The sequence below is a fragment of the Salmonella sp. NW38 genome, from assembly GCF_051807745.1.
GTDB classification, from domain to species: domain Bacteria; phylum Pseudomonadota; class Gammaproteobacteria; order Enterobacterales; family Enterobacteriaceae; genus Salmonella; species Salmonella enterica.
Map to the genome: position 1 here is coordinate 128,455 of NZ_JAMMTO010000007.1, position 24,644 is coordinate 153,098.

At 51.1% G+C, this 24,644-nt stretch carries 26 protein-coding genes; 11 read left to right on the top strand and 15 right to left on the bottom strand.

Annotated features, from left to right (window positions below; genetic code table 11):
- Window positions 1-4: 4 nt before the first annotated feature.
- From hycE to hycA, 5 genes are all read right to left on the bottom strand, one after another.
- Window positions 5-1,714, bottom strand: a complete 1,710-nt coding sequence (gene hycE, locus NA624_RS13885; protein ID WP_001288155.1) for a formate hydrogenlyase subunit HycE — start codon at window positions 1,712-1,714, stop codon at window positions 5-7.
- 17 nt (window positions 1,715-1,731) lie between these two features.
- A complete protein-coding gene (locus tag NA624_RS13890; RefSeq protein ID WP_000110563.1) occupies window positions 1,732-2,655 on the bottom strand; it encodes a respiratory chain complex I subunit 1 family protein in 924 nt (307 codons plus the stop codon).
- Between the two features lie 2 nt (window positions 2,656-2,657).
- Window positions 2,658-4,484 carry a formate hydrogenlyase subunit 3 gene (gene hycC, locus NA624_RS13895; protein WP_000097051.1) on the bottom strand — a complete coding sequence of 609 codons (1,827 nt, stop codon included), beginning with the start codon at window positions 4,482-4,484 and terminating at the stop codon, window positions 2,658-2,660.
- Window positions 4,484-5,092, bottom strand: a complete 609-nt coding sequence (hycB, locus tag NA624_RS13900) for a formate hydrogenlyase subunit HycB (protein ID WP_001079164.1) — start codon at window positions 5,090-5,092, stop codon at window positions 4,484-4,486. The genes hycC and hycB overlap by 1 nt, the downstream gene beginning before the upstream one ends.
- A 145-nt stretch (window positions 5,093-5,237) precedes the next feature.
- Window positions 5,238-5,699, bottom strand: a complete 462-nt coding sequence (gene hycA, locus NA624_RS13905) for a formate hydrogenlyase regulator HycA (RefSeq protein ID WP_000158075.1) — start codon at window positions 5,697-5,699, stop codon at window positions 5,238-5,240.
- 209 nt (window positions 5,700-5,908) lie between these two features.
- Here hycA and hypA point away from each other — a divergent pair, with 209 nt between their 5' ends.
- The 6 genes from hypA to flhA all read left to right on the top strand — a co-directional run bounded on the left by hypA (window position 5,909) and on the right by flhA (window position 11,894).
- Window positions 5,909-6,265 (top strand): hydrogenase maturation nickel metallochaperone HypA, encoded by a 357-nt coding sequence (gene hypA / locus NA624_RS13910; protein WP_000544461.1) that lies wholly within the window; start codon window positions 5,909-5,911, stop codon window positions 6,263-6,265.
- A 68-nt stretch (window positions 6,266-6,333) separates the two neighbouring features.
- Window positions 6,334-7,206, top strand: a complete 873-nt coding sequence (gene hypB, locus NA624_RS13915) for a hydrogenase nickel incorporation protein HypB (protein WP_000337637.1) — start codon at window positions 6,334-6,336, stop codon at window positions 7,204-7,206.
- Window positions 7,197-7,469, top strand: coding sequence for a hydrogenase 3 maturation protein HypC (gene hypC, locus NA624_RS13920; RefSeq protein ID WP_000334871.1), 273 nt, complete (start codon window positions 7,197-7,199; stop codon window positions 7,467-7,469). The genes hypB and hypC overlap by 10 nt, the downstream gene beginning before the upstream one ends.
- Window positions 7,469-8,590 carry a hydrogenase formation protein HypD gene (gene hypD, locus NA624_RS13925; RefSeq protein ID WP_001212962.1) on the top strand — a complete coding sequence of 374 codons (1,122 nt, stop codon included), beginning with the start codon at window positions 7,469-7,471 and terminating at the stop codon, window positions 8,588-8,590. The genes hypC and hypD overlap by 1 nt, the downstream gene beginning before the upstream one ends.
- On the top strand, window positions 8,587-9,597 hold the full coding sequence (hypE, locus tag NA624_RS13930) for a hydrogenase expression/formation protein HypE (protein ID WP_001059957.1): 1,011 nt from the start codon (window positions 8,587-8,589) through the stop codon (window positions 9,595-9,597). Before hypD ends, hypE begins: the two co-directional genes overlap by 4 nt.
- 218 nt (window positions 9,598-9,815) lie before the next feature.
- Window positions 9,816-11,894 carry a formate hydrogenlyase transcriptional activator FlhA gene (gene flhA, locus NA624_RS13935; RefSeq protein ID WP_000122692.1) on the top strand — a complete coding sequence of 693 codons (2,079 nt, stop codon included), beginning with the start codon at window positions 9,816-9,818 and terminating at the stop codon, window positions 11,892-11,894.
- A gap of 61 nt (window positions 11,895-11,955) precedes the next feature.
- Here flhA and NA624_RS13940 read toward each other — a convergent pair whose 3' ends face one another.
- Entirely contained in the window at window positions 11,956-12,300 is a 345-nt protein-coding gene (locus NA624_RS13940; protein WP_001117943.1) for a nitrous oxide-stimulated promoter family protein, read from the bottom strand.
- Between the two features lie 181 nt (window positions 12,301-12,481).
- Between NA624_RS13940 and sitA the strand changes: the two genes are divergently transcribed.
- From sitA to sitD, 4 genes are read left to right on the top strand one after another with little or no spacing between them, the layout of a single operon-like run.
- Window positions 12,482-13,399, top strand: coding sequence for an iron/manganese ABC transporter substrate-binding protein SitA (gene sitA / locus NA624_RS13945; RefSeq protein ID WP_000182930.1), 918 nt, complete (start codon window positions 12,482-12,484; stop codon window positions 13,397-13,399).
- Window positions 13,396-14,217, top strand: a complete 822-nt coding sequence (gene sitB / locus NA624_RS13950) for an iron/manganese ABC transporter ATP-binding protein SitB (protein ID WP_000083153.1) — start codon at window positions 13,396-13,398, stop codon at window positions 14,215-14,217. The genes sitA and sitB overlap by 4 nt, the downstream gene beginning before the upstream one ends.
- Window positions 14,214-15,074, top strand: a complete 861-nt coding sequence (gene sitC, locus NA624_RS13955; RefSeq protein ID WP_001104336.1) for an iron/manganese ABC transporter permease subunit SitC — start codon at window positions 14,214-14,216, stop codon at window positions 15,072-15,074. Before sitB ends, sitC begins: the two co-directional genes overlap by 4 nt.
- Window positions 15,065-15,913 carry an iron/manganese ABC transporter permease subunit SitD gene (gene sitD / locus NA624_RS13960; RefSeq protein ID WP_000480205.1) on the top strand — a complete coding sequence of 283 codons (849 nt, stop codon included), beginning with the start codon at window positions 15,065-15,067 and terminating at the stop codon, window positions 15,911-15,913. Before sitC ends, sitD begins: the two co-directional genes overlap by 10 nt.
- 276 nt (window positions 15,914-16,189) lie before the next feature.
- On the opposite strand, the gene sprB is transcribed toward sitD, so the two are convergent.
- The 9 genes from sprB to prgH all read right to left on the bottom strand — a co-directional run bounded on the left by sprB (window position 16,190) and on the right by prgH (window position 22,753).
- Window positions 16,190-16,945: a transcriptional regulator SprB gene (gene sprB / locus NA624_RS13965; protein ID WP_001246670.1), complete on the bottom strand. Its 756-nt coding sequence runs from the start codon at window positions 16,943-16,945 to the stop codon at window positions 16,190-16,192.
- Window positions 16,946-17,328: 383 nt separating this feature from the next.
- A complete protein-coding gene (hilC, locus tag NA624_RS13970; RefSeq protein WP_000243998.1) occupies window positions 17,329-18,216 on the bottom strand; it encodes an invasion transcriptional regulator HilC in 888 nt (295 codons plus the stop codon).
- Window positions 18,217-18,561: 345 nt separating this feature from the next.
- Window positions 18,562-19,014, bottom strand: coding sequence for a type III secretion system effector protein OrgC (locus tag NA624_RS13975; RefSeq protein WP_000612183.1), 453 nt, complete (start codon window positions 19,012-19,014; stop codon window positions 18,562-18,564).
- A gap of 15 nt (window positions 19,015-19,029) precedes the next feature.
- Window positions 19,030-19,701 (bottom strand): type III secretion system linker protein OrgB, encoded by a 672-nt coding sequence (gene orgB / locus NA624_RS13980; protein ID WP_000916655.1) that lies wholly within the window; start codon window positions 19,699-19,701, stop codon window positions 19,030-19,032.
- Complete coding sequence (gene orgA / locus NA624_RS13985; RefSeq protein WP_077905449.1) at window positions 19,658-20,257, bottom strand: oxygen-regulated invasion protein OrgA; 600 nt, start codon at window positions 20,255-20,257, stop codon at window positions 19,658-19,660. Before orgA ends, orgB begins: the two co-directional genes overlap by 44 nt.
- A complete protein-coding gene (prgK, locus tag NA624_RS13990) occupies window positions 20,229-20,987 on the bottom strand; it encodes a type III secretion system inner membrane ring lipoprotein PrgK (RefSeq protein ID WP_000621238.1) in 759 nt (252 codons plus the stop codon). The genes orgA and prgK overlap by 29 nt, the downstream gene beginning before the upstream one ends.
- A complete protein-coding gene (gene prgJ / locus NA624_RS13995; RefSeq protein ID WP_000020431.1) occupies window positions 20,984-21,289 on the bottom strand; it encodes a type III secretion system inner rod protein PrgJ in 306 nt (101 codons plus the stop codon). Before prgJ ends, prgK begins: the two co-directional genes overlap by 4 nt.
- An 18-nt stretch (window positions 21,290-21,307) precedes the next feature.
- Complete coding sequence (gene prgI, locus NA624_RS14000) at window positions 21,308-21,550, bottom strand: type III secretion system needle filament protein PrgI (protein WP_001143113.1); 243 nt, start codon at window positions 21,548-21,550, stop codon at window positions 21,308-21,310.
- 24 nt (window positions 21,551-21,574) lie between these two features.
- Window positions 21,575-22,753, bottom strand: a complete 1,179-nt coding sequence (gene prgH, locus NA624_RS14005) for a type III secretion system inner membrane ring protein PrgH (RefSeq protein ID WP_000450196.1) — start codon at window positions 22,751-22,753, stop codon at window positions 21,575-21,577.
- A 315-nt stretch (window positions 22,754-23,068) separates the two neighbouring features.
- On the opposite strand from prgH, the gene hilD reads away from it, so the two are divergent.
- On the top strand, window positions 23,069-23,998 hold the full coding sequence (gene hilD / locus NA624_RS14010) for a transcriptional regulator HilD (RefSeq protein ID WP_000432701.1): 930 nt from the start codon (window positions 23,069-23,071) through the stop codon (window positions 23,996-23,998).
- The last annotated feature ends 646 nt before the right edge of the window (window positions 23,999-24,644 follow it).

Sequence of the window (24,644 nt, forward strand, 5' to 3'; positions counted from 1 at the left end):
TTCCTTATTTCAGCGGCGAGTTTTTACGCTCAATGCTGTAGCGCTCAAGTTCTTTGTACGGCACGACTTTGCTCTTCTTCTTACGCACATCGACCACGGTCATCCGGTCGGTACAGGAGTAGCAAGGGTCGAGGCTGCCGATAATCAGCGGCGCATCGGAGACGGTGTTGCCGCGCAGCATATAGCGCAGCGTCGGCCAGTTGGCGTAGGTCGCCGCACGACAGCGCCAGCGGTACAGCTTCTGGTTGTCGCCGGTCATGCTCCAGTGGATATCATCGCCACGCGGCGCTTCAGCAAAGCCGAGCGCAAAACGGTGCGGAATATAGGTAAAGCCTTCCACCATCAGCGGGCCGCCCGGCAGATTATCCAGACCGAAATCGATCATATTCAGCGAGGTGTAAACTTCGTTGATACGGACTTTCAGACGAGAAATCACATCGCAGCCCTGCTCGCTATGTACTTCCATCGGCAGTAGACCGTAGCCGACAAACGGGTGGTCGGCGCGGGTGTCGCGGGCGTGGCCGCTGGCGCGCACCATCGGGCCGACATTACTGAAGTCGCGGGCAATTTCCGGGTCCAGACGGCCGATACCCACGGTACGCTGTTCCATATTCGGCGTGCTCAGCAGCATGTCCACCAGCTCCTGCACGTCACGACGCATCTGCTGCGCCAGTTGACGGGTCTGGATCATGTCTTCTTTCAGCAGATCGCGGCGAATCCCGCCGATCAGGTTCAGTCCGTAAGTTTTGCGCGCCCCGGTCAGTATCTCCGCCATCTTCATGGAGGTTTCACGCACGCGGAAGAACTGCATAAAGCCGGAGTCAAAGCCGGTGAAGTGACAGGCCAGGCCAAGGTTGAGCAGATGCGAGTGCAGGCGTTCCACTTCCAGCAGAATGGCGCGGATCATCTGCGCACGTTCCGGCACCTGAATGCCCATCGCGTTTTCCACGGAAGTGGTGTAGGCGGTGCTGTGGGCGAAGCCGCAGATACCACACACGCGATCCGACAGGAAGGTGACTTCGTTATAACCCATGCGGGTTTCCGCCAGTTTTTCCATACCACGGTGGACGTAGAACAGGCGGTAGTCGGCGTCGATAATGTTTTCGCCATCGACGAACAGACGGAAGTGGCCCGGTTCATCGGAAGTAACATGCAGCGGGCCAATCGGCACCACGTTATTTTTCTTGTCACCCAGCTCGTTAATGAACTCGTAGGTTTCCGCATCGGTGGTCGGCGCCGGGCGCTGACGATAATCCATGCTGTCTTTACGCAGCGGATAGAGTTCATCCGGCCAGTCGTCCGGCAGCACCAGACGGCGCTCGTCCGGCAGACCGACCGGGATTAAACCGTACATGTCGCGTACTTCGCGTTCACCCCACACGGCAGCCGGTACGCGCGGCGTAACGGATGGGAATTCCAGCTTATTGGCATCCACTTCAACGCGGACGGTAATCCAGCACTTCGTGCCCTGCTCCATCGACAGCACGTAATAAACGGCATAGTGGCCGCACAACTGGCGTTCGTCATTACCGAACAGCACCGACAGCCACCCACCCTGCTGGTAGTAAAGAAACTCCACCACTTCCGGCAGATAGTTTACTTTCACCGTAATAGTCAGCTGATCTTTGGTCTGCCAGGCTTCGTCCAGCACGACGCCCGGAAACGCCTGGTGCAGCGCCGCAAGGTATTGTTGACCTAATTTTTCTTCAGACATGCTCAAACTCTCTTAAATCACGCCGCCAGCAAGGAGACGAAGGCTAAAAACGCAAACCCAAAACCGGCCCAGGTCACGCGTGAAGTGGCGCAAAAACGCAGTCGCGCCATGCTGTTTTCAAACAGGGCGATCACCAGTACGCCGACAATCAGCTTGACGACGGCAATCACCAGCGCCAGCAACAGTCCGCCTGCGCTGAAGGTTTCCATTTGTCCCCACGGCAGAAACACGCCGACGAACATTTGCAGCACCACCAGTTGTTTCAGGCTGATGCCCCATTTCAGCACCGCAAAGCCGCTACCGCTGTATTCGGTCAACGGCCCTTCCTGCAACTCCTGCTCCGCTTCCGCCAGGTCGAACGGCAGCTTGCCCATTTCGATAAAGGTGGCGAAGGCGCAGGCGCACAGCGCCAGAATCAGCGGAATACTGCGCGCGACAGGCCAGTGATAAATGGTATCGGCGATATTGCTGATATGAGTTGAACCCGCCACCTGCGCGGCGACCCACAGACCCAGCAGCAGAATCGGCTCCACCAGCACGCCGAGCATCGCTTCACGGCTGGCGCCGATCGCGGTGAACGGACTGCCGGTATCCAGGCCTGCAATAGAGAAGAAGAAGCGCGCGATGGCGAACAGGTAAATCAGGGTGATTAAATCACCCAGTTGCGGCAACGGAGATCCAACGGTGACGACCGGCAGTGCGGTGGCGATAGTCAGCATCACGCCGACCATCACAAACGGCGTCAGGCGAAAAACCCAGCCGGAATCCGCGGGCGCAATACTCTGACGACCGAGCAGTTTGATAATGTCGCGGTACTCCTGCAACACGCCCGGCCCTCGGCGATTGTGTAGACGGGCGCGCGCCACGCGAGTAATACCGGACAGCAATGGCGCAACGGCAAATAGCACCAGCGCCTGAATTAACGGATAAAACACACTCATTTTCAGGCTCCTCGTGAAACCACAATCACCACCAGCACCGCCAGCTCAATCAGCGCCAGACGACGGAACAGCACCGCTGCCGCCGCGTTCTGCCAGCCCGGCACCAGCGATACCGGGTTCAGCCATTTACGCAGTTTAAGTACCGGGGCAAAGGCCTCTTTCACCGGCATGGCGAAACCGTGCGCGGTAATCACCATCGACTGCTCATGGTCGTAGCCGCACACCCAGGCCGCGCCGCGAGAACGCGACGGCAGACGGTTGCCTTTGAACATCGCCATAATGATGAACGGCAGTAGCGGACAGGCGACCAACAGCAGCGTGATCATCGGCTGCGATACGGTGGTGTGCGCGGTTTCCAGCGGCAACGGTACCGCAGTGGAAATCATCGGCAGCAGCCACGGCGCGGCAACCCCGCCCAGTACGCAGCAAATCGCCAATGCCACCACGCTGACGCCCATCAGGATCGGCGCGCAGCTGGCATTTTCAGCTTCCTTCGTGCGCGGCGCGCCAAGGAACGTCACGCCGTAAACTTTCGCCATACACATCACCGCCAGCGCGCCGGTAATCGCCAGGCCAACCGCCAGCAGCGGTCCTAACAGACGACCAACAAACGCGCCGCTGTTGCCCAGTTTGAAGAAGGACTGGTAAATCACCCACTCGCCGGCAAAGCCGTTCAGCGGCGGCAACGCAGCCATCGCCATCAGACCGACCAGCATGGCGATAGAAATAACCGGCATCCGTTTACCAATACCGCCCAGTTTTTCGATATCGCGATGACCGGTACGGAACCAGATGCTGCCCGCGCCCAGAAACAGCACGCTTTTGAACAGGCTATGGTTCAGCAGGTGATAGAGCCCGCCGGTCAGACCCAGCGCGATCAGTACCGGCTGATTGAGAGCAATCCCGGTAACGCCTGCGCCCAGACCGAGCAAAATGATGCCGATATTTTCCAGCGTGTGGTAGGCCAGCAGGCGCTGAATGTTATGCTCCATCAGCGCGTACAAACCACCGACAAAGGCGGTGATCATCCCAAGCACCAACAGCGCCACGCCCCACCACAGCGGCGCATTGCCGCCAAGCAGAGATAGCGTGAGAATGCCCAGCAGCCCGATTTTCATCACCACGGTCGAGAACAGCGCGGCGGCGGGAGCGCTGGCGTTGGCGTGCGCCTGCGGCACCCAACCGTGTAGCGGGATAATCCCGGCCAGCAGACCAAAGCCGATAACACCGAGCAGCCAGATATCGGAGCCCAGCGGCAGTTGCTGAGCGCGTTGATCCAGCAGCCCCAGATCCAGCGTGCCGTAGCGCTGCCACACCAGCCAGCAGGCGATTGCCAGCAGCAGCGTACCGAGACGGCCCAGCGCAAACCACAGTTTGCCCTCTTTGCTACCGCCGGTAAGGAACACGGCGCAGAGCGCCATGATTTCCGCCATCACCACCATCGTCCCCAGGTTACTGGCGACCACAGCGCAGACGGCTGTCGCCATCAGCAGGTTGATCAACAGTCCGTTGGCTTTTACCTGTGGATGGCGATGCCAGTCGATATTGAACAGGCTGACGAACAGACCGCACAGCCCCAGCGTAATCAGCCAGATAGCATTCAGCGGCGTTATTTGCAGCATGTGACCGGTAAACGGCATCACGCCGCTCACCGTAACGGCGCTGGTCAGCGCGGTGAACCCCGCGCCTGCCGTACACAGGCTGCCGACCGCGCCGCCGATACCGGCAATCCAGCCGCTCAGCGCTTTATGAAACGAAAACAGAAACGCCAGAACGGCGGCGGCGGCAAACCACGCGACGCCGCTAGTAATCAGTGAAAGTGAACTCATTATGCATCCCCACTCTGAGCCTGCTGAAACAAGGTGAGATCGCCAAAATCGGTATTAAACGTCAGCTCACGTTTACGTTTGCTGGCGCGGGCGATATCCGTGTTCTCTACCAGGTGTAGCGCTTTAGTCGGGCACATCCGCACGCAGGCCGGGCCTTGCTCGTCAAAGCTGCACAGGTCGCATTTCACCGCGATAGCGCGCACGCCCGGCACCCAGTCGAGCAACGTACTGACGCGCGCAGGCGCTGGCGGCGCGGGCGGCGCTTTCGGCGTATTGGCGTTCGCCGGAATATGCAGCGGACGGCTGCCGGAAAACTCAATAGCGCCAAACGGACAGGCAATACCGCACAGTTTGCAGCTCACGCACAGGCTTTCATTAAGCTGGACAGCGCCGTCAACGCGATTAATCGCGTTAACCGGGCATACCGTGGCGCATGGCGCATCTTCACAGTGGTGACAAAGCTGCGGCGCAGATTCTTTTTCATTCAGCATCACTTTCAGGCGCGGCATTGACTGCAGGCCATGCTGGCGATGCGTCTCTGAACAGGCGGCCTCACAGGTGTGGCAGCCGATACAGAGAGTGGAGTCAGCAATTACAAAACGATTCACCAGGCATTCCTCAGGTGATTGTCATTTTTGACGAAAACATGCCGTTGAAATGTCATTTTCGACACTTATCGACACGCCCATCCCCAAAACATTCATGACATGGCGCAACGCCATATCGAGAATCAAAGCGGGCAACACCTCAGGCTTATACCGCCGGGCTGTTTCCCTTTACCAATTGACGCAAATTAACCGGCGAATTGGTTTCTACAGCGGTATAGAGGCTGTCGTAAACGCTGGCGATTTTTTCCAGATAGTGCTCCAGCACCTGCTCGCGATCGCGGTTATTAACCCGTTCGTCAACCTTGCCGTCGATATCGAGCTGCGCCTGTGCAATCAATTGCTTATCTTCGCCATCTTTGGTTTCAACGTAGTACTCAATGGTGTGGCTGTTAAAACCATCCGCCAACGCGACGTAAATACGAAAGTGCTCAAACAGGACAAAGCAAAGATCCCTTTCCGGCGCGCAGCTCATTGCGTGATGCAGGCGCGCTTTCGAGAGGGTGATCCCCTGAACCAGCGAGTTGCAGTAAATATGCCACTGGTCCTGTAGGCGACGATGCCGTTGCGCGATGTAATCGGCCTTTTCGCTTATTTCCCAAATAGTCATGTCAGGTTACCCGTTTAACAGAGATGCCTGCGTTAAGCATTTTCCATGCCAATTTTTAACTTATTGTTTTTAATGGCAGACGCGCACAGTAACTGCCGTTTCGACGCGGTGACGACATGTCATTTCGTCATCGTCGACATTAACCTGCCAGGGGATAAAAATATTGGCATAAATATTGCTTTACAGGGGCAACCACTACGGGAGGCGATATGCACGAAATCACCCTCTGCCAACGGGCACTGGAATTGATTGAACAACAGGCTTCAGCATACGGTGCAAAACGTGTGACAGCCGTCTGGATCAAAATTGGCGCATTTTCTTGCGTGGAAACCAGCGCTCTTTCCTTTTGTTTTGATCTGGTATGCCGCGGCACGATAGCAGAAGGTTGTAAACTGCACCTCGAAGAACAGGAAGCCGAATGCTGGTGTGAGCATTGTCAACAATATGTCACGTTGTTAACCCACCGTGTACGTCGTTGTCCGCAATGTCATAGCGATACGCTGCGAATTGTGGCCGATGACGGCTTACAAATTCGGCGCATAGAGATTGATGAAACTGAAGATTAATGCCGGATAGACGCTCGCGTCGCCATCCGGCAGAAAGCCTGTAACAAGAAAAAGATCAGGAGTAAGCGATGTGTACGACTTGCGGTTGCGCTGAAGGCAACCTTTATATAGAAGGCGATGAACATAATCCGCACTCAGCGTTTCGTAGCGCGCCCTTTGCCCCAGCGGCTCGCCCGGCGCTGAATATTACCGGCATTAAAACGCCTGACTTTGCCCCAAGTCAGACCGCAGAAGGCGATCTGCATTACGGCCACGGCGAAGCCGGAACCCACGCGCCTGGTATGAGTCAGCGGCGGATGCTGGAGGTTGAAATCGACGTGCTGGACAAAAATAATCGTCTGGCTGAGCGCAACCGCGCCCGTTTCGCCGCCCGCCAGCAACTGGTGCTCAACCTGGTGTCCAGCCCCGGGTCCGGTAAAACCACCCTGCTGACCGAAACGCTGATGAAATTGAAAGACCGTGTACCGTGCGCGGTGATTGAAGGCGACCAGCAGACAGTGAACGACGCCGCCCGCATCCGTGCTACCGGCACGCCCGCCATTCAGGTCAACACCGGTAAAGGCTGCCATCTTGACGCGCAAATGATCGCCGACGCCGCGCCGCGCCTGCCGCTGGATGACCATGGTATTCTGTTTATCGAAAACGTCGGTAACCTTGTCTGCCCGGCCAGCTTCGATCTGGGCGAAAAGCATAAAGTCGCAGTGCTTTCCGTAACCGAAGGTGAAGATAAGCCGCTGAAATATCCCCATATGTTTGCCGCTGCGTCGCTCATGCTGCTCAATAAAGTCGATCTGCTGCCCTACCTCAATTTTGACGTTGAGAAGTGCATCGCCAGCGCGCGTGAAGTGAACCCGGAGATTGAAATTATCCTGATTTCCGCCACCAGCGGCGAAGGCATGGATCAGTGGCTGGCCTGGCTGGAGGTGCAGCGATGTGCATAGGCGTGCCGGGTCAAATCCGCGCCATTGACGGCAATCAGGCAAAAGTTGACGTCTGCGGCATTCAGCGCGACGTCGATCTCACATTAGTTGGCAGTTGTGATGAAAACGGTCAGCCGCGTCTGGGTCAGTGGGTGCTGGTTCATGTCGGATTCGCCATGAGCGTCATTAACGAAGCGGAAGCGCGCGACACGCTCGACGCGCTACAAAATATGTTTGATGTTGAGCCGGACGTCGGCGCACTGCTGTATGGTGAGGAGAGATAATGCGTTTTGTTGACGAGTACCGTGCGCCGGAACAGGTGATGCAGCTCATTGAACACCTGCGTGAACGCGCCGCCCTTCTTCCTTACACTGCCGAACGTCCGTTGCGCATTATGGAAGTCTGCGGGGGTCATACCCACGCGATTTTTAAATTTGGTCTCGATCAGTTACTGCCCGAAAACGTGGAGTTTATTCACGGTCCCGGTTGTCCGGTCTGCGTGCTGCCGATGGGACGCATCGACAGTTGCGTGGAAATCGCCAGCCATCCGGAGGTGATTTTCTGCACCTTTGGCGATGCCATGCGCGTGCCGGGGAAACAGGGTTCTCTGTTGCAGGCTAAAGCGCGCGGCGCGGATGTCCGTATTGTTTACTCTCCGATGGACGCGCTGAAGCTGGCGCAGGATAACCCGACCCGCAAAGTGGTATTTTTCGGGCTGGGCTTTGAAACCACCATGCCGACCACCGCCATCACGCTGCAGCAGGCAAAACAGCGTGACGTGCGAAACTTCTACTTTTTCTGCCAGCACATTACGCTGATCCCGACGCTGCGTAGCTTACTGGAGCAGCCGGACAACGGCATTGACGCCTTTCTTGCGCCAGGCCACGTCAGCATGGTCATCGGCACCGAGGCGTACCAGTTTATCGCCGCCGATTTTAATCGCCCGCTGGTGGTGGCTGGATTCGAACCGCTTGATCTACTGCAAGGCGTGGTCATGCTGGTTGAGCAGAAAATAGCGGCCCTAAGCCAGGTTGAAAACCAATACCGTCGCGTGGTGCCGGATGCCGGAAACATGCTGGCGCAGCAGGCCATCGCCGATGTGTTCTGCGTTAATGGCGATAGCGAGTGGCGCGGTCTGGGCGTGATTGAATCCTCCGGCGTCCACCTGACGCCAGAGTATCAGCGCTTTGACGCCGAAGCGCATTTCCGCCCAGCGCCGCAGCAGGTCTATGACGATCCGCGCGCCCGCTGCGGCGAAGTGCTGACCGGCAGATGCAAGCCGCATCAGTGCCCGCTATTTGGTAAAACATGTAATCCAGAGACCGCGTTCGGCGCGCTGATGGTCTCTTCCGAAGGCGCATGCGCCGCCTGGTATCAGTATCGTCAGCAGGAGTGTGAAGTTTGAACAATATACAACTCGCCCACGGCAGCGGCGGCCAGGCTATGCAACAGTTGATTAATAGCCTGTTTATGGAGGCCTTTGCCAACCCGTGGCTGGCGGAACAAGAAGATCAGGCGCGTCTGGAGCTGGCGCAGCTGACGGCGGAGGGCGACCGTCTGGCGTTTTCTACCGATAGCTATGTGATCGATCCGCTCTTTTTCCCCGGCGGCAATATCGGCAAACTGGCGATTTGCGGTACGGCGAACGACGTTGCGGTGAGCGGCGCGATCCCCCGCTATCTCTCCTGCGGCTTTATCCTTGAAGAAGGGCTGCCGATGGAGACGTTAAAAAGCGTGGTCAATAGCATGGCGGCGACCGCGCGGGAAGCGGGTATCGCCATTGTAACCGGCGACACCAAAGTTGTGCAGCGCGGCGCGGCGGATAAATTGTTTATCAACACTGCCGGCATGGGGGCGATTCCCGCCGATATTCACTGGGGCGCGCAAACGCTGAACGTTGGCGATGTGCTGTTAGTCAGCGGTACGCTTGGCGATCACGGCGCCACTATCCTCAACCTGCGTGAGCAACTGGGACTGGATGGCGAGCTGGCGAGCGACTGCGCAGTATTAACGCCGCTTATTCAGACGCTGCGTCATATTGACGGAGTGAAGGCATTGCGTGACGCCACGCGCGGCGGCGTGAATGCGGTCGCCCATGAGTTTGCGGCGTCCTGCGGTTACGGTATTGAATTGTCCGAATCCGCACTGCCGCTCAAACCTGCCGTGCGCGGCGTCTGCGAGCTGTTGGGGCTGGATGCCCTGAACTTTGCCAACGAAGGAAAACTGGTGATTGCCGTTGAACGGCAGGCCGCAGATCGGGCGTTGGCGGCATTACGCGCGCATCCGCTGGGACGTGATGCGGCGCTGATTGGCGAAGTCGTGGAACGCAAAGGCGTTCGCTTAGCCGGACTCTATGGCGTGAAGCGAACCCTTGATTTGCCACACGCCGAACCATTACCTCGTATATGCTAGCAGCCTGTTGGCAGCATACTGTAGGCCGGATAAGACGCATTTGCGTCGACATCCGGCATTAACGCTGCATGAACGCCTGATGGCGCTTTGCTTATCAGGCCTACGGAGTGTGTGACCAGCGAGTTTGCGGTCAGCCATCCGGCAATAACTTACGACTTATACCTATAATTCATTTACCGTTTTCGCACCGTTTTGCGGTATTTTCCTGGAAAAGCAACATGTCGTATACACCCATGAGCGATCTTGGACAGCAAGGCTTGTTCGATATCACTCGTACCTTATTGCAGCAGCCCGATTTGGCGTCGCTCAGTGAAGCGCTTTCACAACTGGTAAAGCGTTCAGCGCTCGCCGACAGCGCCGGCATTGTGCTATGGCAGGCGCAGTCGCAACGCGCACAATATTATGCGACGCGAGAAAATGGCCGTCCTGTTGAATATGAAGATGAAACCGTACTGGCGCACGGCCCGGTACGTCGCATCCTTTCTCGCCCCGATGCATTGCACTGTAATTTCCATGAGTTTACCGAAACCTGGCCGCAGCTTGCCGCGAGCGGCCTCTACCCTGAATTTGGTCATTACTGTCTGCTTCCTTTAGCCGCGGAGGGCCGTATTTTCGGCGGCTGCGAATTCATCCGTCAGGAAGATCGCCCCTGGAGTGAAAAGGAATATGACCGTCTGCATACGTTTACCCAAATTGTCGGCGTGGTCGCCGAGCAAATTCAAAACCGGGTAAACAATAATGTCGATTATGATCTGTTGTGCCGCGAACGCGATAACTTCCGTATTCTGGTTGCGATCACCAACGCCGTCCTGTCGCGTCTGGATATTGATGAGCTGGTAAGCGAAGTCGCAAAAGAGATCCACCACTATTTCAATATCGACGCAATCAGCATCGTGTTGCGCAGCCATCGCAAAAATAAGCTGAATATCTACTCCACCCACTATCTTGATGAGCATCATCCGGCGCACGAACAGAGCGAAGTCGACGAAGCCGGCACGCTCACGGAGCGCGTCTTTAAAAGTAAAGAGATGCTGCTTATCAACCTCAACGAACGCGATCCGCTTGCCCCGTACGAACGCATGCTGTTCGATACCTGGGGCAATCAGATCCAGACGCTTTGCCTGCTGCCGTTGATGTCCGGCAAGACGATGCTTGGCGTGCTCAAACTGGCCCAGTGCGAAGAAAAAGTGTTTACCACCGCCAACCTCAAGCTGCTGCGTCAGATTGCCGAACGGGTAGCCATTGCCGTGGATAATGCGCTGGCCTATCAGGAAATCCACCGTCTGAAGGAACGCCTGGTCGACGAAAATCTGGCGCTCACAGAGCAGCTTAATAACGTCGACAGCGAGTTTGGCGAGATCATCGGACGCAGCGAAGCGATGTACAACGTGCTAAAGCAGGTTGAGATGGTGGCGCAAAGCGACAGTACCGTACTGATTCTGGGCGAAACGGGAACCGGTAAAGAGTTGATTGCCCGCGCCATTCACAACCTGAGCGGACGTAGCGGGCGCAGGATGGTAAAGATGAACTGCGCCGCGATGCCGGCGGGGCTGCTGGAAAGCGATTTGTTTGGTCATGAGCGCGGCGCGTTTACCGGCGCCAGCGCGCAGCGGATTGGCCGTTTCGAGCTGGCGGATAAAAGCTCGCTGTTTCTGGATGAAGTGGGCGACATGCCGCTGGAGCTACAGCCTAAGCTGCTGCGTGTCCTTCAGGAGCAAGAGTTTGAACGTCTCGGCAGCAATAAACTGATCCAGACCGACGTGCGGCTGATCGCCGCGACTAACCGCGATCTGAAAAAAATGGTCGCCGATCGCGAATTCCGTAACGATCTCTACTATCGGCTGAATGTTTTTCCGATCCAGCTTCCTCCGTTACGCGAACGTCCGGAAGATATACCACTACTGGTCAAAGCGTTCACCTTCAAAATCGCCCGCCGAATGGGGCGTAATATCGACAGCATTCCCGCCGAAACACTGCGCACGCTCAGCAGCATGGAATGGCCGGGGAACGTTCGCGAGCTGGAGAATGTCGTCGAGCGCGCCGTGCTGCTGACGCGCGGCAATGTGCTACAACTGTCGCTGCCGGATATTACCGCCGTAACGCCCGATACCTCGCCTGTTGCGACTGAAAGCGCCAAAGAAGGCGAAGATGAATATCAGCTTATTATACGCGTGCTGAAAGAGACCAATGGCGTAGTGGCTGGACCAAAAGGCGCGGCGCAGCGTCTGGGGCTTAAACGAACCACCCTGCTGTCGCGTATGAAGCGATTGGGTATTGATAAAGACGCGTTAGCGTAACGGGTTGCCGGATCTGATCCGGCCTGGAGATGATGCGCGCCGTAGGCCTGGCGCTTCCCCTTCACTTCTTGCGCTGATATTTTTCCGGCAATTCCGGAACGGGGCGCTTATCGTCGATAAGGTGCCGCAAGGTCAGGACAGGATGCCGCCAAAGCATTCGCGGACCTGCCCAACGCATAATCTGCTTCATCTCCTCGCGTTTAGCCGGCTGATAGCAGTGCACCGGGCACTGCTTACAGGCGGGTTTTTCCTCGCCAAATACGCATTTATCAAGACGTTTTTGCGCGTAGGCGAACAGCGCCTCGTAATGCCCCTGCACCGCTGACGCCTGTGGGCACTGGCTTTCATACAGCGCGATCATTTTTTTGATCGTCAGTTTTTCACGAGCGATACGTTTACCAGGCATCGTGCTCTCTCCGAACATTAAGGTGTATTTATTTTACACCTTATCCCTCTTTAGTACTATCACTGCATATCGTCGCCATTTCGCAAATAAGAATTATTTTCATTTATTCATACCTTGTGCTATATAACATAGCAAAGGCTATATTCGATGATTAATTAACCACATTGTTGCGAGGGATACTATGACGAATCTACATCGTCTGAAAACACTCCTGATTGCCGGTATTGTTGCAATACTCGCGCTATCGCCAGCCTATGCAAAAGAGAAATTTAAAGTCATCACCACGTTTACCGTTATTGCCGACATGGCGAAAAACGTGGCGGGCGACGCAGCGGAAGTCAGCTCAATTACCAAGCCCGGCGCTGAAATCCATGAGTATCAGCCAACGCCCGGCGATATTAAACGAGCGCAGGGGGCACAGCTTATCCTCGCGAATGGTCTGAACCTGGAGCGATGGTTCGCCCGCTTTTATCAGCACCTTTCCGGCGTACCGGAAGTCGTCGTCTCCACCGGCGTCAAACCGATGGGCATTACCGAAGGCCCGTATAACGGTAAACCGAACCCGCACGCCTGGATGTCGGCAGAAAACGCGCTGATTTATGTCGATAACATTCGCGATGCCCTGGTGAAGTACGATCCGGATAATGCGCAGATCTATAAGCAAAATGCCGAACGCTATAAAGCGAAAATTCGCCAGATGGCCGATCCGTTGCGTGCCGAGCTGGAAAAAATTCCTGCCGATCAGCGCTGGCTGGTCACCAGTGAAGGCGCGTTCTCTTACCTGGCGCGCGATAACGACATGAAAGAGCTTTATCTCTGGCCAATTAACGCCGATCAACAGGGGACGCCAAAACAGGTGCGTAAAGTGATTGATACCATTAAAAAGCACCATATTCCCGCCATCTTTAGCGAGAGTACGGTTTCCGATAAACCGGCCCGCCAGGTCGCGCGTGAATCCGGCGCGCATTATGGCGGCGTACTGTATGTCGATTCTCTGAGCGCCGCTGACGGCCCTGTGCCAACCTATCTGGATCTGCTGCGCGTCACGACCGAAACCATCGTCAACGGCATTAACGACGGACTGAGGAGTCAACAATGAGTCAATCTGCGATTACCGTTGATCAAGTCACGGTGACGTATCGCAACGGTCATACCGCCCTACGGGACGCCACTTTTCAGGTGCCTGGCGGTTCAATCGCCGCGCTGGTAGGCGTAAATGGTTCCGGTAAGTCTACGTTATTTAAAGCGTTAATGGGCTTTGTGCATCTTGCGCAGGGCGATATCACTATCCTGCAACAGTCAGTCAACAAGGCGCTGAAAAAAAACCTCATTGCTTATGTTCCGCAATCGGAAGAAGTGGACTGGTCATTTCCGGTGCTGGTAGAAGATGTGGTGATGATGGGACGCTACGGCCATATGGGCTGGCTACGCCGTCCCACTGCGCATGATCACGCCTGTGTTGACGCCGCGCTGGCGCGGGTGGATATGCAGGAGTATCGTCACAGGCAGATTGGCGAGCTGTCCGGCGGGCAGAAAAAACGTGTGTTTCTTGCCAGGGCCATCGCCCAGGATGGACAGGTAATCCTGCTGGATGAACCTTTTACCGGCGTGGATGTAAAAACCGAAGCGCGAATCATCGATCTACTGCGGGAACTGCGCGATGAAGGCCGCACGATGCTGGTCTCAACGCATAATCTCGGCTCCGTCACCGAGTTTTGCGACTATACGGTAATGATTAAAGGAACCGTACTGGCCAGCGGCCCTACCGAAACCACGTTTACCGCCGCGAATCTGGAACAGGCGTTTAGCGGCGTTCTACGTCATATCGCGCTAAGCGGAGGTGAAGAGCACATCATCACCGATGACGAGCGCCCCTTTATTTCCCGGCGCGTGGCCAGCGGAGGAAAATCGTCATGAACTGGCTTGTTGAGCCGTTTGGCTACCAGTATATGCTCAACGCGATGTGGGTCTCCGCAATGGTGGGCGGTCTGTGCGCGTTTCTCTCCTGCTATTTGATGCTCAAAGGCTGGTCGCTCATTGGCGATGCGCTATCTCACTCTATTGTGCCTGGCGTCGCTGGCGCCTGGATGTTAGGGCTGCCCTTCTCGCTCGGCGCGTTTCTTTCCGGCGGACTGGCGGCAGGCAGTATGCTCTTTCTTAACCAACGCTCACGCCTGAAAGAAGACGCGATTATCGGGCTTATCTTCTCCTCTTTTTTTGGCGTCGGCCTTTTTATGGTGTCGCTCAATCCGATGTCGGTGAATATCCAGACGATTATTCTCGGCAACGTGCTGGCGATCGCGCCAGCGGATATTGCGCAACTGGCGATTATCGGCGCAGTCTCGCTGACGATTCTGCTGTTAAAGTGGAAAGATCTGATGGTCGTCTTTTTCGATGAAACTCATGCGCGTTCTATCGGGCTTAATCCGGGTCGACTAAAGCTGTTGTTTTTCACTCTATTGTCCGTCTCCACCGTGGCGGCCCTGCAAACCGTTGGGGCGTTCCTGGTGATCTGTCTCGTCGTCACGCCGGGCGCGACAGCCTGGTTACTCACCGACCGTTTTCCACGTCTGCTCATGATTGCCGTCGTGATTGGCAGCCTGACCAGTTTTCTGGGCGCATGGCTTAGCTACTGGCTGGATGGCGCCACTGGCGGAATTATTGTCGTCATGCAAACCTTACTGTTCATCACGGCCTTTATTTTCGCCCCGAAACACGGTCTGTTAGCCAACCGTCGACGCGCCCGCCTGCAGAAGGAGCCGACATGTTCTTAACAACGTTACTGGAACCCTTTCAGTTTGATTTTATGGTGAACGCCCTTATGGTTTCGGTCATTGTAGCGATTCCCTGCGCCTTGCTGTCCGTGTTTTTAGTGTTAAAAGGCTGGGCGTTAATGGGCGACGCAATGAGTCATGCGGTATTCCCCGGGGTCGTGCTGGCATATATTGTGGGGATCCCCCTGGCGATTGGCGCTTTCATTGCCGGATTATTTTGCGCTATCGCGACCGGCTATCTGGACGATAACAGCCGCATCAAACGTGATACGGTGATGGGCATCGTCTTTTCCGGGATGTTTGGCGCAGGTCTGGTGCTCTATGTTTCTATTCAATCGGAAGTGCATCTGGATCACATCCTGTTTGGGGATATGCTGGGCGTATCGCTGGGGGATATCGTACAAACGTCAGTTATTGCACTGGGTATTGCGTTAATCATTGGGCTGAAATGGAAAGATCTCCTGCTACACGCTTTTGACCCGCACCAGGCGAAAGCCAGCGGGCTGAATATCACGCTACTGCATTATGGCCTGCTATGTATGATTGCGCTGACTATCGTCGCCACGCTGAAATCGGTGGGTATTATTCTGTCGATTTCATTGCTTATCGCCCCCGGCGCAATTGCCATTTTGCTGACGCGACGCTTTGCGCGCGCGCTGGGATTAGCGGTGAGTCTGTCAGTTATTACCGCTTTTGCGGGCGTCTATCTGTCTTTTTATCTTGATAGCGCGCCAGCGCCGACCATCGTGGTATTATTTGCCATCGTGTTTATTGCGGTATTTATTTACGCAACATGGCGCGACAGGCGTAATGAAATCGTACCAGAGGCGCAAGGTTAAAAGCTGCGTTCAGAAAATAAATACGGCAGTTGTAGTAGAAAGCCACCCTATATCTATTGTTGGTCAGTATGGTAAGCAGCTATCTTTAAATTTCTTTGCGACAAGCGTAAAGATGAGCTGCTTTACTCCCCATATTTTTCCTGTTTCGAAATTTTTTCAGAGTTTGGCTAACCCAGCACAATGTGATTATTACTCACAAGATCTGTAATATCCCAGCAAAAAATAAATCTATAACTACACGTAATACAAGAGCATGATTGTCACATAAAAAATAGTTTAATTCATTCCTACTGCAATCGGTAACGCGCAATTATCGTCAGGTACAGCAGGGTTATGTGCAAAAGCTGTGCGCTGTAAATGCGCGTCTAGTTTCAGTCCCCGGAACAGAGATAGCGGCGAAGAGTCCATCCCCAAACGATACATAACCTTCTTACGATAAATACTGACGGTTTTTGTTCCCAGACCAAATTTTTTCGCCAGTTCAATTGCCGGATGTCCGGAGGATAATAATATCAGCAGCGCATATTTCGCCTGAGTGACGCCGGGAGGTAGATTCCACCAGGCGTATTGATTGATATTAAACAATACCTCTTCCGGCGTTTCGCCGGCATTAAAAGCATACGTAGCAACCACGGTTTTCTTTTGTGGCCTGTGGCAGAAACGCAGCCAGGCTTCCGGAAGACGAAGCTTCTCTCGATCCGAGCGGATAGCGCAGGATAGTTCATCTTTTAAAACATAATCCATAACGCCAAAATATTGCAGCACACAGCGATCGATATAATACAAGCGATCTGCCACTACCAAAACTTTACGGTTCTGCAACCGCGTTTGCAACGCATGAAAAAGATAAACATGCTCATGCGGGTTCAAAGCTAAAATCAGCCCGGCGTCCGGCATATCGGATAGAGAATGCAAAAGTGCGGTTAATGAGTTACACGTTTTAACGCACTTTTCCGGATATTTTTGCTTAAAAATAGACTGAAGGGCATAACAATTAGTCCAGTTAATACCGTATATAATTACATTTCTCATTTATTTATCCTTTTTTGAAAACTGACCACAGCTTCGGTAATGATTTTTCTTCCTGGGCGACTACTGCGCAAGTAGATAACGCCTTCTTACTACAAAGGTAATAAGACCAGATACGTTATTACATGCGCAATGTCGTTACCGAAATGAATTCCTTTTACAAATCTGATAATGATTAAATTTGCTGTTTTACTTTACTGTAATCTCTTAGAGTACAACGATTGCCCGGCGCCTGGTGGCCATGTATGTCTGACAATGAACGCTTTCGATTCCCTTTCATTAACTACATATCACTGGTGTAGCGATACTGAAATATACACTACGATTAAAAAATATTTGGTATCTGTAACGCAAACAGATAGTAACGTTTAAAATAATTTCACAAATCAATGGTTCATTGTACGCATAAAGCTAAGCGGTGTAATCTTAAAATGCCGTTTAAAAATAGCGATAAAATAAGAAGGCGTATCATAGCCACACATCGTCGCGACTTGTGAAATATTTCCAGCCCCCATACGTAATAATTTTATAGCCTGATTCATACGAGCATCCAGGTATATTTTGCTAAAACTCACCTCTTCAGCGGCCAGTTTTCGCTTCAGACTTGATACGCTCATAAACAGCTTTCCTGCCACCTCAGCCTGTGACCATTTGCGGGTGAGATCGCTGATAATAATGTTATAAACTTTCTCTTTTGTCGTAATTTTTATTGCTCGCTCAAGGAAATCAAACCCACCGGGCTTACGTACAAATGCCGATATAAGATACATCAATGAGAAATATGAATAATCATGATCATCAATACTCACATTACTACAAACCCGTGGACATGCCACACCATGCAAAATAGAGTCAAAAGTATCACTCATCCCTGGCAACAAGTCCGCATGAAAAAAATACTTTGGTTTCGTTTTTAATGATAGCTCTCGATCATTATAGTTTCTTGTACTGTAAAAAACTTTGTAGAATTTTTGCATTAAGTCATAGGAAACTTCCAGTGAAGAAAAATCAATATGCCCTTCTATTTCGCTCATACTAAGAGTGATTGTTTGATCTTTTTCCAATAAAAATAAACACGGCGCAGATTGTTCGATGAACTCCCCAAATTCGTTTTCAATTCGCAAACTGCCTTTATTAAGTTTAAATAATAAGCAGTTTGCGACATAATAGTCTCTTACGTCAGCTAATCCATTTATTAATGGAAATTTGTTCGGCTGTTGAAGGTGATTATTGCTAATGGCCTCAACTGATTTATTCATTGAAGGCAATACCATATTTTATCCTGTGTGCTATAAGGAACTCAAAATCGTTATATTCTTATAAACAAATAATTAAAACTCACAGAGATGATTTAAATCCGATTTTTTTATTATTATAGCCAATAATTACATTCCAACGCGCGTTCATTTCGTCACAAAAAGATACTCTTACAAACTTTATGCACAATTTTGTAATGGAAGCTTACAATATTAATATAATCATTTCAGAATAAAACGCCTGGTAGATACCTTAATAATCCATATACATCAATAAGATAGATACACTGGCATGGTGCATTTTCTGCATTATTTGCTGATATATACACCATACCTTATCACAAATCGCCAGCAATGGGGGGTTCACCAGTCAATTGCCTCTTTGTTTTCCCCGCCCGATAAAATAATCTCCTGCATCCAGGAGGTCATTTGTGACTGTGCATTCATTGTACCAACTAATACCCCGTTTAAAGCCTCATATAAATGGGTGCCCGGTTCAACTTTTGCTAACATGTTTTGTAGCATAGCCGTTTGCTGCTCAAAAGAAACAAAAGCCGAATCACCACTTTTAGGATCTTTGAAGGCATTCATCTCTTGATAAATGCTATCTTTAAGCGTTTCAGAAGAGGCTGACTCAGGAAGCGCCAAAAGTCGTTGGTAGAATGCATCATAAAGATCAACGTCGCCGCCATTGCTTAAAGGCGCGCTATCCACATTATTCAGCATAGCGGCCCTGGTACTCAACGAAACCACACCCGTCGCTTCAGTATCCGCTGTCGGGACCAAATAAGAAGTCGGAATCGTACCCGGTATCACCTTATAACCTCCATTTTACAATGCTTGCGTTTTTGTCTTCCATTCATCAATAAGTGCGTTAATGGCGTTATCAGAAATTGTCCGGCAGTCTTGTGGAAGTTCATCAAGATGATGCTTAATGACGCCTACTGCCGTTTCAACAAATTGTTCAGGTGAAAATTCTGCGATCTGATCGCCGCAACTCATGATAAAGCGCTGTTCCTGATGATATTTAAGATTAAAAGTGCCTGGCCAGTTCTCCATAAGCAACACCATCAGTTTTTGGTGATCTTTTTTCGCATTAACTGGCAGTGTTAAAAAAAGTTGCCCCTCCGGCTTATCGAAATCCCTCAGCCACTCATCCAGGACGGTTAAAAGCGTTTCGGGATGATCGACCGCAGCTGAAAATAACTCGCGGGCATAAATCTGTATTTTTTCCATCCACTTCCAGGCCATTGTCTGATTATCAGTAAGATAAGCGGCGACCTGCTGTAACGCGTCTATCATTCCCTGCTCGTAACCTTCCTGATAGGCGTACATCCGCAAGGTCTTTGCCTCTTCTTCCGCCTCTCGCAAAATACGCTTAGCCCGTTGATGCGCCTGCTGTTCTAATCTTTCAATAGAGAAATAACGTTCCAGCGTTTTACGCTTTATCAGTATCCCCTCAACAGGAGAAAGCGGGGACGGAATTGGGATATTTTTGAGCATATTGTAAGGCCAGTAGCAAAATTGACATTTCTACAGCATCCTGCTTCGATGCCTCCTCAATAAATGGAGGAAAAAGCAAAGGAAAACGCTGTGCTAAAGATTCAGGTAAAAATTCATTCAGGGCATTTAACTGTGCATACCCGACGCTAAGTAAAAACCGGTGATTCGGCGCCTTATTGCAGACAGATAAACTTGTTCCCTGATGCATTGCCAAAAATGCTTGCGCCCAATCCGGCAGGCCAAGCAAGGCTCCCTGCCTTGCCAGATCGGCTCTCAGTTTATGGCAACCGAGTAAATACGCTACTTGCGGCAGTCGGCGCCACTGACGCAGCCACAGCTGCGTCAGTGAGTTTTGAATACACTCCTTTTCTGCGTTCTTAAGCCGCCATGCCGCCAGTATTAACTCATTTGCCGCCGCCCTGGCGGCGGGTCTGACAATCATTTCCGGCGCTATCTGCAACCGCTGAGGATGGATATACGATAACGGATCAAAAATGATTCTTTGCCAGATAATGGGTAATGGCTGCCTATTCATTTGACGATTTCGCCTTATCATCAGCCGTTATGCCTTTCTTATTGCGGGCATAATGGTTTTTGTAATACCAGACGCCAAAGCCTGCTGACATCACGGATAACAAAATAATCAACACAATCCAACTGGTTGCAAAAGAATTACGTTTTACTGGTGTGCCGGGAGCCTGTAATTGGGCATCAGAACGTTCTGACAACACAACAGAAATGTTGTCATAATCCACATCGGCAAAACTATTCTTTAAGAAACGCTTGATATCGCTGATCTGATGCGCAAGCGGCGAACCTCGTTCATATACGGCTAATGCCGACAGATGAACAGGTTTTGGCGGACGGCCATTTTCACCAGCATCAATATCATAACTAATATGGACCCTGGCGGAGAGCACGCCCTCCATCGTCTGTAATGACTGTTCCAGTCGCTGTTCAATAGCCGAATATAACCTGGCCTTTTCAGCTCGCGGAGACGATACCAGCGAATCCGCCGGGAACATCTGCGCTATTTCCACCCGTGGCCGGGGAGGAAGCTGATAAGTTTTAATCCAGTACACCGCAGCGGTAAAATCAGGCTCAGCAACGGTAATGCTATAGCCCAATTTTCCGCTATCAATTTTATTCGCCTCTATATTGTGCATTTGCAGAACGGCAATGACCTCATTAGCCTGTTCCTGGTCCAGTCCTTTTAAAAGATCCTTATCCTTACAGCCGGCAAGGGTCATTACCAGCAGAAAGGTATATAGATATCGACGAATCATGAGCGTAATAGCGTTTCAACAGCCCCGACTCCTTTACGAGTAAGGGTACTTACCATAGAAACATACAGGTTATAATCTGAAATCATCTCTTGCGAAATAGCCAGCTCTTTAGGATCCGTCACCAGATTAGGGTCCTCAATCCTGTTGGTAATCGTCTGTTTATCCACAGCCGTGGCAATCGCCGAACCAGAAAAAGCCTGGAGTAGCCGGTCATCCAGCGAGACAATGTCCGTCTCCATAGACCTGATATTGACCGCCTGCCCTATAACGGCATTCTCAGGGACAATAGTTGCAATCGACATAATCCACCTTATAACTGATTAACGGAAGTTCTGAATAATGGCAGCATCAATATCCTTAAAGACTTTTACCGTGTTCGATTGCGCGTTACGGTACAAGTTATATTCCGAGAGCTTACTCTGATACGCCGCCAGTAGCGCCGGATCGGAGGGTTTTGCTGCTAATTTATCCAGCGCCTCTGTTACCTGCGTTTGTAGATTATCAACGCCCGTATCAAATTTTGCTGAAACTTCATCCAGATAGCCTGACCAAGGTGTTGGCATAATGACTTCCTTATTTGCGTTAAATTAAAGTGGGCTTGGGAAATACCAATGGCCTGGGCTCATTTTGATATAACCTTCCGCCCCGTACTGAAATGAGCGCCCCTTGAGCCAGTCATCTTTTAATTCGATCGCAAACTGCACATAGCGTCCTCCCCATGTGCGGTAATAGCTATCGACAAATTGACGAGCTCTGAGTATTTCTACATCATCGAGCGCCCCCTGAATAACAAACGTTACGCCCCCCTTATGATTCCTGCGGGAATAAGGTAACGCCTGCTGTTTTAGCCCCGCTTCCGCCTGGCCTGCTGCGGTAACATCGTCCATCAACGTGATGTTAACCGAATCCGCGTAGGGCATTAGCGCTCTCAGCTTTTGACTTAACACCTCGAGCTCTTTCTTGCTCATCGTGTTTCGCTGGCGGCTTAGCCAGAAAACGGGTTTACGCGGCTCATCGAAATGAAGCCGATAATAAGCCAGCTGAGGATAATAGGTATCCAGCCAGGTAGAGATACGCTTATTTTCTTCGTTTTCGTTAATCACTCGCGCATTTTTATCATAATCGCCCCTCGCTAAAACCTGACGAGCCCACAGCGTATCTCTTTCATTTTGCGCAGCGACATAGAGCATTTTGTCCCGTCCTGGCAACACCTGAAAGCGCTCCTTCTCCTGCCCCAATAACGAATCGAGCTCTGCGGCCTGCCGCTGCGGCGAGTTAAGTATCCATAACGTCCCCACCGTCCCAATTCCCAATATAAAAAACCCGGCCAGTGCTGCTACAATTCCGTTTTTAAAACGCGGCTCGTTCTTTTTTGCAGACGTTTCTAACTTTTCAGGCTGCTCGGGCACCCACGGCTCGCTTTCCGGGCGAATCAGGATAAGCAATTCACCGACCTGTATTGGCGTATTTAATTGCACCGAACGAGATTCAGAATTTCCTTCTTTCAGCTCATGGAGTATAATTTCGGTCGCATCCGTATCCACCTGGATTTCAAAATTTACTCCGCCATGGTCCAGCGGGATAAAAAAGCTATCGGCAGGTATATCAGGGAGTTGGCCTGAAGCAGTGAGCGCATCACTCTGACCTACCACAAAGAGTGTTCGGCCTGTCAGCAATGGAAACTCACAGCCGTTCAGTGAGCTGTTAAGTAATCGAACTATGTATGGCCCTGGGCTTGTTATCGTCTTCTCTTTTGATGTTTCCATATATACTGTTAGCGATGTCTGTCGTTCTCGATAGCAGCAGATTACCGCACAGGACACAGGGATTCCTGATGAAAATAGAATGAAAAGTGAGAAATAAAATCAATTTATTCTGTATAATGCGTCTCAACACATATTAAAAGAACCATCATCCCCATTGGGGCTTAAACTACTGTAGATAAATTACCCAAATTTGGGTTCTTTTGGTGTAACAATCAGACCATTGCCAACACACGCTAATAAAGAGCATTTACAACTCAGATTTTTTCAGTAGGATACCAGTAAGGAACATTAAAATAACATCAACAAAGGGATAATATGGAAAATGTAACCTTTGTAAGTAATAGTCATCAGCGTCCTGCCGCAGATAACTTACAGAAATTAAAATCACTTTTGACAAATACCCGGCAGCAAATTAAAAGTCAGACTCAGCAGGTTACCATCAAAAATCTTTATGTAAGCAGTTTCACTTTAGTTTGCTTTCGGAGCGGTAAACTGACGATTAGCAATAATCACGATACGATTTACTGTGACGAACCTGGGATGTTGGTGCTCAAAAAAGAGCAGGTAGTTAGCGTGACGCTTGAAGAAGTCAATGGCCATATGGATTTCGATATACTCGAGATACCGACGCAACGACTTGGCGCTCTCTATGCACTTATCCCAAACGAGCAGCAAACCAAAATGGCGGTACCCACAGAGAAAGCGCAGAAAATCTTCTATACGCCTGACTTTCCTGCCAGAAGAGAGGTATTTGAACATCTGAAAACGGCGTTCTCCTGTACGAAGGATACAAGCAAAGGTTGCAGTAACTGTAACAACAAAAGTTGTATTGAAAATGAAGAGTTAATTCCTTATTTTCTGCTGTTCCTGCTTACTGCTTTTCTCCGACTCCCGGAGAGTTATGAGATCATCCTTAGCTCGGCTCAGATAACGTTAAAGGAGCGCGTTTACAACATTATATCTTCGTCACCCAGTAGACAGTGGAAGCTTACGGATGTTGCCGATCATATATTTATGAGTACGTCAACGCTCAAACGGAAACTTGCAGAAGAAGGTACCAGCTTTAGCGACATCTACTTATCGGCAAGAATGAATCAGGCAGCAAAACTTTTACGCATAGGCAACCATAATGTTAATGCTGTAGCATTAAAATGTGGTTATGACAGCACGTCCTATTTCATTCAATGTTTCAAAAAATATTTTAAAACTACGCCATCGACATTCATAAAAATGGCGAACCATTAACATTTTTTGTATCTGTCACTCAAGTAAAGATTTTTATTAAAATTGTAATAATTTAAAATTCAGACTGCGCATTAACACGCTATATCAGGATGGGAGGCTATTCAATATCATTGTTCTGTCAGGAAGACAGCTTATACTGATATCTCTGGTAATTTAAAGTAAGGCTGATTATATAACACGATTTTTGTGAACTTGTCATCGCTATGATGACTGGTAAATCGATATTGCCTTATTCACAGCGTAACAATCCATCCAGATGACACTATCTCCTTCCGGCTTTAACCCTGTGGATTAAGGCCGGCATTTTATTCATATTTATACATCATCCGTTCCCTCTGGGAACTATTTGCCTGAACGGTCTACACCGAAACAGTCACGCTTGTTAGCTTCTGCCTGGCATACCTCTTCTCTTCCTCCTGATATCGATATAATGCCTGGGGGCCAGCCTGAGGATGATACTGCTCATAACCCCCTGCCTTTTTGACGCTATAGCTGAAGGGTGTAAAGAAAAGACGATATCATTATTTTGCAAAAAAATATAAAAATAAGCGCACCATTAAAAACAGTCTTTCATTTATATTTTGGAACCTAAGACAAATTACACTCTTAAACTTTCAACGAATGGTCATTTAGTGGAAATCTTCGA